The organism is Lysinibacillus sp. FSL H8-0500, assembly GCF_038051955.1.
GTDB classification, from domain to species: Bacteria; Bacillota; Bacilli; order Bacillales_A; family Planococcaceae; genus Lysinibacillus; species Lysinibacillus macroides.
Genome location: NZ_CP150292.1, coordinates 3,457,629 through 3,471,136 on the forward strand (window position 1 = coordinate 3,457,629; position 13,508 = coordinate 3,471,136).

General features: G+C 37.8%; 11 protein-coding genes. 2 read left to right on the forward strand and 9 right to left on the reverse strand.

What is annotated here, in order from left to right:
• Positions 1-178: 178 nt before the first annotated feature.
• The 7 genes from MHB44_RS16410 to MHB44_RS16440 all read right to left on the reverse strand — a co-directional run bounded on the left by MHB44_RS16410 (position 179) and on the right by MHB44_RS16440 (position 9,551).
• Positions 179-1,147: an acetyl-CoA carboxylase carboxyltransferase subunit alpha gene (locus MHB44_RS16410; protein ID WP_341300054.1), complete on the reverse strand. Its 969-nt coding sequence runs from the start codon at positions 1,145-1,147 to the stop codon at positions 179-181.
• Entirely contained in the window at positions 1,140-1,997 is an 858-nt protein-coding gene (accD, locus tag MHB44_RS16415; RefSeq protein ID WP_341300055.1) for an acetyl-CoA carboxylase, carboxyltransferase subunit beta, read from the reverse strand. The genes MHB44_RS16410 and accD overlap by 8 nt, the downstream gene beginning before the upstream one ends.
• 21 nt (positions 1,998-2,018) lie before the next feature.
• Entirely contained in the window at positions 2,019-2,660 is a 642-nt protein-coding gene (locus tag MHB44_RS16420; RefSeq protein WP_341300056.1) for a GntR family transcriptional regulator, read from the reverse strand.
• A gap of 133 nt (positions 2,661-2,793) precedes the next feature.
• On the reverse strand, positions 2,794-4,287 hold the full coding sequence (gene dnaE / locus MHB44_RS16425; RefSeq protein WP_341300057.1) for a DNA polymerase III subunit alpha: 1,494 nt from the start codon (positions 4,285-4,287) through the stop codon (positions 2,794-2,796).
• 139 nt (positions 4,288-4,426) lie between these two features.
• Positions 4,427-6,298: a group II intron reverse transcriptase/maturase gene (ltrA, locus tag MHB44_RS16430; RefSeq protein ID WP_341300058.1), complete on the reverse strand. Its 1,872-nt coding sequence runs from the start codon at positions 6,296-6,298 to the stop codon at positions 4,427-4,429.
• A gap of 684 nt (positions 6,299-6,982) precedes the next feature.
• Positions 6,983-8,584 carry a DNA polymerase III subunit alpha gene (gene dnaE, locus MHB44_RS16435; protein ID WP_341300059.1) on the reverse strand — a complete coding sequence of 534 codons (1,602 nt, stop codon included), beginning with the start codon at positions 8,582-8,584 and terminating at the stop codon, positions 6,983-6,985.
• A 19-nt stretch (positions 8,585-8,603) separates the two neighbouring features.
• Positions 8,604-9,551, reverse strand: coding sequence for a bifunctional oligoribonuclease/PAP phosphatase NrnA (locus tag MHB44_RS16440; RefSeq protein ID WP_341300060.1), 948 nt, complete (start codon positions 9,549-9,551; stop codon positions 8,604-8,606).
• Positions 9,552-9,641: 90 nt separating this feature from the next.
• Between MHB44_RS16440 and MHB44_RS16445 the strand changes: the two genes are divergently transcribed.
• On the forward strand, positions 9,642-9,947 hold the full coding sequence (locus MHB44_RS16445; protein ID WP_341300061.1) for a YtpI family protein: 306 nt from the start codon (positions 9,642-9,644) through the stop codon (positions 9,945-9,947).
• Between the two features lie 74 nt (positions 9,948-10,021).
• Here MHB44_RS16445 and MHB44_RS16450 read toward each other — a convergent pair whose 3' ends face one another.
• Together MHB44_RS16450 and MHB44_RS16455 are read right to left on the reverse strand one after the other, a co-directional pair.
• Complete coding sequence (locus MHB44_RS16450; protein ID WP_341300062.1) at positions 10,022-11,329, reverse strand: DRTGG domain-containing protein; 1,308 nt, start codon at positions 11,327-11,329, stop codon at positions 10,022-10,024.
• A 151-nt stretch (positions 11,330-11,480) separates the two neighbouring features.
• A complete protein-coding gene (locus tag MHB44_RS16455; protein ID WP_341300063.1) occupies positions 11,481-12,164 on the reverse strand; it encodes a metal-dependent hydrolase in 684 nt (227 codons plus the stop codon).
• 228 nt (positions 12,165-12,392) lie between these two features.
• Between MHB44_RS16455 and MHB44_RS16460 the strand changes: the two genes are divergently transcribed.
• On the forward strand, positions 12,393-13,481 hold the full coding sequence (locus MHB44_RS16460) for a Xaa-Pro peptidase family protein (RefSeq protein ID WP_341300064.1): 1,089 nt from the start codon (positions 12,393-12,395) through the stop codon (positions 13,479-13,481).
• Positions 13,482-13,508 lie beyond the last annotated feature (27 nt).

Genomic DNA, 13,508 nt, shown 5'->3' on the forward strand with positions numbered 1-13,508 from the left:
AACATAACTTTTACATAAAAAATGAAAAGAATGCGCTTTCACACACTCTTTCCATAAAAAAACGTCCTAAATTTAACATTTCTTTAAGAAGTCTGACGTTAATATTGCGCAATTATCTTCTTTAATTTTGAAAGTTTTTTAGAGGTTAAAATACAAATTTTAACCTCTTTCGAGCAAATTAAGCTCTCTCTTCCTCCTCTGTATATTGCCCAATTTTTTTAAATTTGTCATAGCGATCTTCTATTAATTGTTCACCACTTAGTGAATTTAATACATGAAGCGTGTCACTTATGCACTCTTTAATAGAAAGTGCCTGCTTTACCACATTGCGGTGCGCTCCACCTGTAATTTCAGGAATAATGCCATCAATAACTCCAAGCTCCTTTAAATCAGGCGCTGTAATACGCATTGCCTCAGCTGCTTGCTTAGCAAGACTACCATCACGCCATAAAATTGAAGCAGCGCCTTCTGGTGAAATAACTGAATACGTTGAGTTTTCTAGCATAAAGACGCGATTCGCTACGCCTAATGCTAGTGCACCACCGCTTCCACCCTCGCCAATAACAATGCTAATAACAGGTACTGTTAAACCAGCCATTTCCACAAGATTTCTAGCAATAGCTTCACTCTGCCCTCGCTCTTCCGCAGCTTTTCCTGGGTAAGCTCCCTTTGTATCAATAAAGCAAATAATCGGACGATTAAATTTCTCAGCCTGCTTCATTAAACGTAATGCTTTACGATAGCCTTCTGGATGTGGCATCCCAAAGTTACGACGTATATTTTCCTTTGTTGATTTTCCACGTTGATGACCAATAACAGTTACTGGCTGCCCTTCGAACATAGCAATTCCACCTAAAATTGCGGCGTCATCACCAAATGTACGGTCACCATGTAGCTCAATAAAGTCTTCACACATGGCTTCAATATATTGCAATGTTGTCGGTCTTTCTGGGTGTCTGGCAACCTGCACACGATCCCATGGCTTCATATTTGTATAAATCGATTGCTCTAGCTGCGATAAGCGTGTTTCAAGCTTTTCAATTTCACCTGTCATATCTACATCTGCTTCTGCAGCAATTGTTTTTAATTCATCAATTTTTTCTCGTAATTGTACCACTGGTTCTTCAAACGCTAAATTTTTAGGCATGTTGTACGCCGCCTTTCGTATGCATTTTGACAAGTAATGAAACCCGTTGACGTAAATCCTGACGATGGAAGATTGCATCAAGCTGACCATGCTCTAATAAAAATTCTGCGGTCTGGAAATCGCTTGGCAATTTTTCTCTGACTGTTTCTTCAATTACACGACGACCTGCGAAACCAATTAATGCTTGTGGCTCTGCAATATTAATATCGCCAACAGATGCAAAGCTTGCCGAAACGCCACCTGTTGTTGGATGCGTCAAAATCGAAATAAATAATAGGCCTTGATCACTATGGCGCTTTAATGCCACACTCGTTTTTGCCATTTGCATTAAGGATAGGACACCCTCTTGCATACGTGCGCCACCACTAGCCGTAAAGATAATAAATGGTACACCTAATGCTGTTGCTTTTTCAACTGCTCGCGTAATTTTTTCGCCCACTACTGAGCCCATTGAACCCATACGGAAATGAGAGTCCATAATGGCTACCACAATTTCCTCTCCATCCAATGTGCCTACACCTGTTAAGACGGCCTCATTTAAGCCTGTTTTTTCTTGGTCTGCCGCAATTTTCTCCACATATGCTGGAAAATTAAGTGGATTGCTCGTTTGTAAATGATCATCCATTGATACAAAGGAGCCTTCATCTAAGAAATAGTCTACACGCTCTTGTGCGGTCATTTTGAAATGATGACCACATTTTGTACATACCTTATAGTTTTTTTCGAGTTCCTTTGTTAATTGAATATGACGGCATTCAGGACATTTTGTCATTAAACCTTCTGGAAATCCCTTTTCCTGTCCATTCTCTTTCTTTTTTCGATTGCCACTAAATAAGCTGCGTATTGCCATGTTCGACTCCCCCTCCATTGTCTAAGTGCTTGCGACAGTATTCATCCACTGCTCATAAGCTTTTAATGCTTCTTTTTCATAACCAAGCTGCATTGATTTCAACAGAGTTTGGATGATTAACTTTTCATCTTCTGTTGAGTTGCGATTTAAACGGTCGCCATCGTAAGCTGCTAATTGAAACCAGATTTTTAATGAAAGGCGATTACCTGTTGTAATTAACAGCTCTCGCAAAATATCTCGGCAATGAACCGTTCCTTCTATTTCTAGCTTCACAAAAAAACTATCCCACACAGGTAGTGTGCGAAGAGTCTCCGTACAACTTATTACGCGAATGGCTTCCTTTTCATGAATTTGCCGTGTTAATTCGACATCTTTTTTGGATTTTTCATCTTCTAAGATAAACATCGACAGTATTTCTACGAGCTGATGTTTATGTGTGGAGGCAAGAAAAGTACCTCCGCCATGCCTTGTTTCAATAAGCCCTAGTAATTCTAAGCTACGCAAAGCCTCTCTGACAGAGGATCGCCCAACGCCTAGACGCTCTGATAGGACTCGTTCAGAAGGTAATTTTTCACCTACCTGAATTTTTTCTATTTTAATGAGTTGACGTAATTGTTGGACGATTTCTAAAAACACTTTTTTTTGTGTGGTTTTTTTATCCATACGACTAACTCCCCTTATCAAAAAGTGGTCTGACCACTTTTAATATTGACTCTAGCTTACAAAATAACTGCACAAAAGTAAAGAAAAAACTGCACAAAATTTCATGCAGTTTGTAAATTTTTCTTTAATTTTATTACTTTTTCATCGTTTTTGCATGTTTTACTTTGATCTGCGGCTTGCCAAAGCGTCTTTCTAAAACTCCTTCAATAAACAGCAGTTCATCTTCTATCAGTAGGTCTTGAACAAGTTGAAATACTTGTGGAAATAACGTGATTGAAACAGTTCCATATTCGTCCTGAAGCTGCACAAAAGCCATTTGCTCCCCTTTTTTCGTTCGAATTTTTTTGACATCATCAATCATACCAACCATTTTCACATACGTACCATCTCGTGTCTGTTTAAGCTCGTAGCATGTACAATTGATATCCTGCCAGTTCTGCCTTTCTTCTGTTACTGGATGGGCAGAAATATAAAAGCCTAAGCTCTCCCTCTCATGCATTAATTTTTCCTTTTGTGACATGGCTACTGCCTCCAGATATTTTGGCTTCCCAAAGCTATAGGCTGTAGCGGTGGCTATATCAATATCTTCAGTTGGCCTTAGCAGCTCAGCATGCTTCCCTGCAGCATCTACTGTCTTTATAAGAACAGCACGATCCTTTTCTAAATAATCAAGCGCACCAGCATAAATTAAAGACTCCATCACTTTTGGCTTAAAATGCTGGGCACTTAAAGCAACAGCCAAATCAAATAAATTATTGAATGCCTCTGGATTTGTTTGTTGTAATGCATTTACTTTATCTATAAACGTATGTGGAACACCCTTAATGCCTGATAAACTATAGCGGATGCCCTGATTTTCTACTGTAAAATATTTTGTACTATTTTTTAACGAAGGCGGATAAAACGGAATCCTCTTGTCTTTTGCCTCTTGCACAAGCTGCATAATTTTATCTATGTTTCCTGTTGCATTTGATAATAATGCCGCGTAAAAGCTATGTGGAAAATGGGCCTTTAAATAAGCCATTTGATAGGAGATCATACTATAGGCTACCGCATGACTTTTAGGGAAACCATAATCAGCAAAACGGACAATTAATTCATATACGTCTTGTGCTACAGACTGCTCATAGCCCTGTTTTAATGCTCCATTTACAAAGACAGCACGCTGCTCCTCTAAAATTTGGCGATTTTTTTTACTAACTGCCCGGCGCAGTAAATCAGCCTGTCCCATTGTAAAGCCTGCTAGCACAGAGGCAATTTGAATAATTTGCTCCTGATAAACAATTACACCAAATGTTTCCTGCAAAATAGGCGCTAATATAGGATGGGGCATAGCAACATGCTCTTTGCCTGCTTTTCTCCTTGCGTAGATAGGAATAAACTCCATTGGACCTGGACGGTATAATGCATTAACAGCTACAATATCTAAAAAATGCGTTGGACGGATATCACGTAAGACTTGCTGCATTCCCACTGATTCTAATTGGAAAATACCAAGTGTATCGCCGCTTTGTAGAAGTTGAAAGGTTTTATCATCATGCAGAGGAATGTGCTCAAATTCAATCCATGGCCCTCCCGCTTTATAAATAGACCAACGCATCTGCTCCAAAATTGTAAGATTACGCAATAGCGATAGGTAGGTTTCTTCATCAGCATTATCTGTTATGATTACTCCCTTTCCCCCGCTTCACACCGTACGTGATAGTTTCCCATCATACGGCGTTCCATCGTTTCCCTTTTGAATACTAATTAGTTGATATTACTACCTATTTGTTTTTCCAAGTTTTAACCTCTAACCACTCTCTGACAGTAGCTTCTTCAAGTTTATAGTTGTTAGCTTTCCTTCGAAGGTTGTTTAAATTCGTTAATACTCTTTTAATGGTGTTTTTCGAATCTTTTATTATGTGAATGTATTTCTTAATTGTATCTTCATTTGTTGCGTGTATTAGCTTGTGAATATCTCGATGAACAATTCTTAGATTATCGTATTTATCATCTCCACCTATTTCTCGTGGAATCACATGATGACAGTGTAAATGTTCTAGTTCAAGTTCAATTTTAGTGACTTCGCATTTCATCTTTGTCATCGACGCACGTGAAATTCGATTATCATTATATTCAACTGTTTCGTTGGCATTAAATCTTTTTACCATTTCAATTGCTAATACGTGTGTTTTAGATTTCAATGCTTTGTTCGAGTATTCTCGTCCTTGCATTGTAAAATCACAAATGGTTTGTTGAAAGTTCATTGTTGATTTGTGTTTCACATAATGAATCGGATAAATATATTTACCAAACATCAACCAGGTTTTACTTTTAGAGTTACCGTAAAACTTTTTGTAGATTGAATCCGTCATATTCATGCTTGGAACTTCTTGTTTACCATATTTATTAAAAGAGTTGAACATATATCTTAATAATTTCCAACCTATTTTCTTAAAGTCAAGGCTAACATATGTTGCCATATTGTAGTATTCGTGAATACCTAATGTCATGCTGTTTAGTTCTGCAACATATTTTATATTTTGTGTTTTCTTTATCTTTTCGATTTTATCCCTATAGACTTGCAAGATTTTATTAAATCTTTTGTCCGCTATTCTTGATTGTGCAACATAGCCATGTTTACTTTTTGGTCTTGGTAGTACTTTGACCTTGATACCTAGAAAATCTGAATAGCTTTTTCTGAGGTTCACTATTTTTGATTTTTCTTTACTAATTTTAAGTTTAAGTCTTTTACTGAGCCATTCTTCAACTGCAATAAATATTTTCTGTGCAACGGTATAACTTCTGCAAACAATTTTGAAATCATCCGCATATCTAACTAAAAAGAATTCTTTTAGTTTCGATTTTTTCATTGCATTATATTTATTTAATTGAGTGTATTCGTGATGTGTAGGATGTGTTTCCCATTGAGAGCTAATCCACCAATCTAATTCGTTTAACACAATATTAGAAAGTAACGGTGATAATATTCCTCCTTGTGGTGTACCTTTATTCGGAATACCTTTGCCCTGTATAGGTGCTTTAAGCATTAATTTGATGATTTTAAGTAATTTAAAATCTTTAATGCCCATCGCTATCATCTGTTTAATCAGTTTATTATGGCTGACATTATCGAAGAACCCTTTAATGTCTATATCTACTACATAATGTAGACCTGCTTGGTTGACTAAACTATTCAGTCTTGCTATGGCATGTTTCGTGCTTCTATTAGGTCTGAAACCATAGCTATGTGGGTGAAATTTGGCTTCACATATTGGCTCAAGAACCTGTTTAATGCATTGTTGCACTAATCTATCAATCATAGATGGAATGCCTAACGGTCTGTTGTCACCATTTTCTTTAGGTATGAATACTCGTCTCACTGTATCTGGTTTGAAATTGTTTAGCTTATCCTTGACGAGTGAAATATATTCTTCTAAAGATTCTTTCTTAACATCTTGAATGGTTATACCGTCAATTCCAGCGGTTTGACTGCCTGTATTAGATTTAATGATTCTAAAAGCTAATCTAATATTATTTTCACTTGCAATAATGTCCACAAGGTTTTTAAATTCAACTTGGTTTGATGAATCATTAAATAATCCATCGAAAACGTCTTGCATTTGGTAGTATTGATTGTATCTGTAGATATTCATTTCGCTGGGCAACCTCCTTATAAAACTAGAGGTGGTTGTTTCCCTGTCATACTCGAAAAGCGAAATAGTTCATCAATTAATTAATATCTCATGAAACGACTAGAGCCTATCCCTCCACCACTTATTATCATGGTTTCATTGGTACTGTGACTCCACTCTCACTAGCGTTAAATAACTTATAGATAAATTATCTTTTCGTTATACTTGCCCCTCATATAAGGTTTAAAGTAGCAATCACTAGCTTTCTACGTTCCGTAACTCCTAGTATTGATAAGACGTAGGTTTCTTCTTTGACCCTGCTTGCATTATACTCTCCTTGTTGAGTATCAGGAATTTTGCTTCGGCTATGACTACTTTTCCCTATCAAGCATACCGCATCGGTACTACATAATCGTCTCAGATTATATAACTTCCTCAAGAGCCTTACATTCGAAGATTCGTCAGTGGTATTGAACCACATTCTAACCATATCCTACCACCGCCCGCCTACTCTATACCTCGGTTGATTTCCCTTAGTATTCGACGACTTCACCCAGCTTCACACACCATGTTTTATATGAAACATAATGCATGTGGGATATTAGCGTGGTGTTTCGAGCAAACATGACTGCTCTCATTCCAACCATCAGAATTACAGTTTTCTAACAAGTTATCCCCGATTACCATTTCTGATAACCTTTCAAACTAACGTATCGCACAGCCTAAAAAATCCATTTTCACAAGACCACATGCCTCAATATCGCCCATTGGCCATTGTGTGCAATAAATGCCATCATGCCCTTCCTCAATCGGTACTGTATGTACTAAGGGGGAAGGAGCAAGCACAATACCAGCCGCATGTGTGGATGAATTCCTTGGCAAGCCTTCTAGCTTTAACGCGACCTCAAACCACTGCTGATGCTTGTCATCTGCTGTTAGCCAGTATTGTAGGTCTGGTGATTCTGCTACTGCCCTTTGTAGGGTTATACCAGGCTTATTCGGAATCATTTTAGAGATTTTTTCTAAGGTTTCCGCATCAAAGCCAAAAACTCTTGCCACATCTCTAGCCACTGCCTTAGCGGATAATGTACCAAATGTAATAATTTGCGCTACATTCGCCTTGCCATATTTTTGTGCAACATACTGGATGACTTGCTGTCGTTTACTATCAACAAAATCAATATCAATATCAGGTAAGGTAATACGTTCTGGATTTAAAAAACGCTCAAATAATAAGCCGTAAGCCAGTGGGTCTACCTGTGTAATAAATAAGCTGTACGCGACAAGTGAACCGGCTGAGGAGCCACGACCAGGTCCTGTTAAAATACGATTTTCTTTGGCAAAGCGCATAAAATCTGCCACAACTAAAAAATAATCAGCAAAGCCCATAGAACAAATGATATCCAGCTCATATTGTAATCGTTCTCGATAGCTTAATGGTGGCTCTCGCTGCTTAAACCGCTCCTCTAATCCTTTGAATGCCTCTTTTACAAGTAAGCTTTCAGCAGTTTCACCTACTGGTACCGGAAATTTTGGCATTTGTACAGGCATTTCTGGTATCACTGCCTCACAGCTTGCCAGCATGGTAGCACTGGAGAGAAGCCATTCTGGTCGATCAGCAAACCAGCTTTGCCATTCATCTGCTGTGGGCGCAAAAAAGCCTTGCAAGCTAGCAGTTCGACTTGTCGTGTCAAGCTTTGCTCCTATATCAATTGCTCTAGCCACTTCATAAGCAAAATGATCTTCTGGACGTAAAAAATAACAGCTTTGAGTTGCTACAACTTGGATGTTTTTTTCTTGGCACCATGCTATAAGCTCATCCTCGTTCGCTGATTTTATCCCTTCTGGTCTTGCTATGCCTATATAAAAATAATGCTGAAACAATTGTGCAATAGCATTGGCTATCGAATACCAGTTATCTACAGCTATAACATCATCCGTCGTTAACAAGGCGATACAGCCTGTCGCATAGCCTTCAAGCCATTTCCACGGCAGCACTTCATCATCCCTAATCGACAGAGCACTACTTATTTTTAATAGATTTTGATAACCCTTCTGAGTCTGTGCATACAGTACAAGTGGGATTATTTCCTCCTGCCACTGTACTTTTACCGAAAGCCCTATAACGGCATGAATATGAGCCTGTTCCATGGCTTTACAAAAAGGCAAAAGCCCGTACAATTTCGTATTGACGATTGCACAGGCCTGTGTTTTTTGCTCTTGTAAAAAAGGAATCAATTGTTCCAGCCGAATTGTACTTTTCAATAAATCCGCGCTCGTATGCATTTTCGTATATACATGTGCCAAATGAATCCCTTCCTTTTCTTTATGAATGATACGTGTTACAAATCTCTTGTAATCTAACGATAACGCGATCTGCTTCCTCCCATGAATAAGCTGTAGCACCCGCTGCAAGTGGATGTCCACCACCATTAAATTCCTTTGCTAATGTATTAATCACTGGACCCTTTGAACGTAAACGCACACGGATTTGATCCTCTTCTTCAATAAAAACAACCCATGCACATATTCCCTTAACATTCCCAAGGCAGCCTACTAAAAGAGAGGCTTCTGATGGTACAGCATCATGCGCTGTCAGCAATTCCTTTGTTAGCTTAATATGTGCTGCCCCATGCTGATCCATTTGAAAGTTTTGATAAATATAGCCTTGTAAATTTAATAGCTTTTGCTCCATTTCATACATACCATCAAAAATCTGATTTCGATCAAAATCATATGTAATCAATTCTGCCACAACATTAAATGTTTTAGCTGTTGTACTTGGAAATTGAAATCTTCCTGTATCTCCTACAATGCCCGCAAATAAAAAACGTGCAGCAGCAGCTGAAAGTCTCCAATCAGCAGTTTTTTTTCCTTCTTCATAGAGCTCATAAATCATTTCACTACAAGAGCTTGCTGTTGTGTCTACCCATAAAAGGTCGCCATATGCATCATCATTTGGATGGTGATCAATTTTAATAACCATCTTACCCTCCGTATAGCGTTGATCGTCAACACGCTCTGTATTGGCAGTATCTGTAACAATCACTAATGCATTGTTATAAACATCATCTGCTATTTGATCAGGCTGTGCCATAAACGATAAGGAGGCATCATGCTCACCTACAGCAAAAACCTTTTTGTCAGGATAATTGGCTAAAATTAATTCCTTTAGCCCTTGCTGGGAGCCATAAGCATCAGGATCTGGACGTACATGCCGGTGAATAATAATCGTGTCATATGCAGCAATTGTGTCGATGATTTGTCTTTTCAAAATAAATTCCTCCAAACTGATAGTAAGAACCGTTAGCATTTTTCGATAATAATCGTTACAATAATGTCTAGTTATGCTAGGAGGTTTACTATGCTCAATTTTATATTTGTATTTGTGATTATTGTATCTTTCGTCTTCTATTTTTATTTTAAAACAAAACAATTTCGTTCTCCATTACCTATTGCTAAAAAATGGTACAAAAGTAAGGCGAATATTGGTTTTGGGTCCTTTATTCTGTTTTTTGCGTTAAACCAAGCTTACTTATTCCCTGGACTCTATACTTTTATTATTGTAACAATTCTTGTCATTTTAGGCATCTATGTAATTGTAGAAAATATAAAAAAAGCACGACACTATGGTCAATTTGTTGAAGAAGAATTTCGTATCAATCAATAAAAAAACACCATTACAATATACTTTTTCACAAAAAGGGATATCTCAAATGACGTTGAGATACCCCTTTTTACTATTTAGCGTTCTAATAGCTGGAACATCATCATTGCTTTTCCAACAAGTATTTGTTGATTGTATACTTCAAAATCCATTTTCACAAACTTACGACTCATATCTAAAATACGAGGCTTCACCGTTAATGTGCTTTCCATTTGAACTGGCTTAATAAAATAAATGGTCATATTCTCTGCCACTGCATCCCCACGTTTACGGCGTTTTAACGCAAATGAACCAACCTCTGCTAATAAGGTTGTAAAGGCTCCATAGGAAATTGCCCCATATTGATTGGTCATTTGAGGTGTGACTTTAAACTCTACGATTAATTCTTCATCGCCAAGCACCTTAATTTCATTTTTTACTAAATCATCAATCGTTTCGCCATGCTGAGGTTGTCTTTGAGCTAATTGAAGTGCTTTTAGGACATCCTGACGACTAATTACACCTTTCAGAATATTATCATCATCAACAATTGGTAAGAGATCGATTCCTTCCCAGATCATGCGATGCCCCGCAGAGGCCACACTCATTTTCATTGAGCCAGCAATCGGATTTTTCGTCATTACTTTTTCAATAAGCTCATTTTCTTCTCGTCCAATAACATCTTTAACCGTAACCATACCAACAAGTTTATTTTGATGGGTCACAACAGGAAATGCACCATGTGTTGTTTGTTCATTCAGTTTCTGAAAATGATGGATTGTTTCATCATTTTTTAGCACAGCTGTGTCCGTCATTGGGATATAGATATCTTCAATAAATAAAATATCTTTTTTAATTAATTGGTCATAGATGGCACGATTAATCATCGTGGCTACTGTAAATGTATCATAGCTCGTTGAAATAATCGGTAAATCTAGTGAATCCGCAAGCTGCTTATTATTTTCAGTTGTATCAAAACCACCAGTTATTAAAACAGCCGCACCCGCTCGAAGTGCATTTTCATGGGCTTTAATACGATTTCCAACAATCAACAGGCTTCCTGCATCTGTGTAACGCATCATATCCTCTAGCTGCATCGCACCGATCACAAATTTTGTCAATGTTTTATGTAGACCTGATTTGCCACCTAAAACTTGACCATCTACAATATTAACAATTTCTGCAAATGTTAAGCGTTCAATATTTTCTTTCTTTTTTTTCTCAATACGAATGGTTCCAACACGTTCGATAGAGCTCACTAAGCGACGGTTTTCCGCTTCTTTTATCGCACGGTAAGCTGTTCCTTCACTCACTTGCATTTCCTTTGCAATTTGACGTACTGAAATTTTATCGCCCACGGGTAGGGATTCGATGTATTGTAAAATTTTCTCATGTTTTGTCGACAAAATATCACCTATTTCCTAAGCTTCAATTCTGCTCTTAGTGTATCATATTTATTAGAAAAATATTTAATATAAAGTGATGAAATTGTTTATCAGTCCCCATCATTTCTACTACCAGCGTGGTGTCAATTCATTAGTACAGCATTATTAGTGTTTAGAAACAGTTTACTTTTTCACCAGCTTTTAAAATTTGAACATCTGCATTTTGCACTAACTCTGCAAAAACTTGTGGGTCCTGCTCAATTGGTGGAAATGTATTGTAATGAATTGGTACAACAAATTTCGGTTTTAATAAGGATACTGCATAAGCTGCATCCTCTGGTCCCATTGTGAAATTATCGCCAATTGGCAAGAATGCAACATCAATTGGATGACGTTCAGCAATTAATTTCATATCACTAAATAAAGCTGTGTCACCTGCATGATAGATCGTTAAGCCCTCTACAAAGATTAAAACGCCTGCTGGCATCCCCATATAAATAATTTCATTATTTTCTGTTACATAAGAAGAGCCGTGGAAAGCCTGTGTAAATTTCACCTTACCAAAATCAAATTCCCTTGCTCCCCCGATATGCATAGGATGTACCTTTACACCCTGCCAAGAAAGCCAATTCGCTAATTCGTTTGGTGCAATAACAAGTGCATCCTTTTTCTTGGCAAGCTCCACAGTATCACCTACATGATCATTATGTCCATGTGTCAGTATAATGATATCTGGTGCTTCATCTGCTACTGTTAAATCCGTTTGCGCATTGCCATTAATAAACGGATCAATTAAAATTGTAAGCCCATTTGTCTGAATTTTAACAACAGAATGTCCATGATAACTAATTTCCATTTTAAAGTCCCCCTTATATGTCAATCTGCGGCCTATCATTTTATTCGCTATTCATGCGCGTTTTCCCTTTTTTTGATATGCTTGTACAGAGAATAATCGTAGAATTCTCTAACAATTCTATACCCTGTTAGAACACAATTATTCAATTTATAAGATAAAGCATCGTTAATAACAGTAGCCGATGCTTTGTCATAAAAATTCCCCATGCAATTAAAGGAGGACATATTTATGTCAAAGGTTGAAGAAATTCAAAATTATTTACAGCAAAACAGCATTGACGCAGCATTTATCACTACACCTGACAATGTTTTTTACGTTTCAGGCTTTAACAGTAATCCACATGAAAGATTACTAGGTGTAATGATTTTTAAAGAGGCTGAACCTTTTCTAATTTGTCCACAAATGGAGATTCCAGATGCGAAGAATGCAGGATGGCCTTATGAGGTTATTGGCCATCAAGATACCGATAATGCCATGGAAATTCTTGCTCAGGCTATAATAGCACGTCAAGTACAACCAGCTACATTTGCCGTTGAAAAAGCACAACTTATCGTGGAACGTTTCGAGGCGTTGCAGCAATCTTTTCCACAAGTAAGCTTTGTTCGTCTCGATGAAAAAATAAATGCAATGCGCGTCATTAAAGATAAAAATGAATTAGATAAATTGCGAAAGGCTGCCGAGCTTGCTGACTACGCTATTGAAATCGGTTGCAAGGAAATTGCTGAGGGGAAAACAGAAATGGAAATTCTTACAGTAATTGAAAGGGCTATTCAAGATAAAGGCTGTAAAATGTCCTTTGAAACAATGGTATTGAGTGGCCCAAAAACAGCATCACCTCACGGCAAACCAGGTGCTCGTAAAATCGAAAAAGGCGATATGGTGTTATTTGACCTTGGCGTTATTTACGAGGGCTATTGCTCAGATATTACACGTACTGTTGTCTTTGGCGAGCCAAGTGAAGCGCAGAAAGAAATCTATCATGCTGTTTTAGCCGCCAATACAAATGCTGTCGCAGCCGTGAAACCAGGTATTCGTGCGATGGACTTAGATAAAATTGCACGCGACACAATCACAGAAGCAGGCTATGGTGAATATTTCACGCACCGTCTTGGGCATGGTCTTGGCATTTCTGTGCATGAATTCCCGTCCGTTACGGGCGCAAATGAGATGACGATGGAGGAAGGCATGGTCTTTACGATTGAGCCAGGGGTTTATAAAGCTGATGTAACAGGAGTGCGTATCGAGGATGATGTTGTGGTGACGAAAGATGGCGTGGAGGTTCTAACAAAATTCCCAAAAGAATTAATTGTTCTATAAAAGGATTGAAGCCTAACTAGCTGCTTT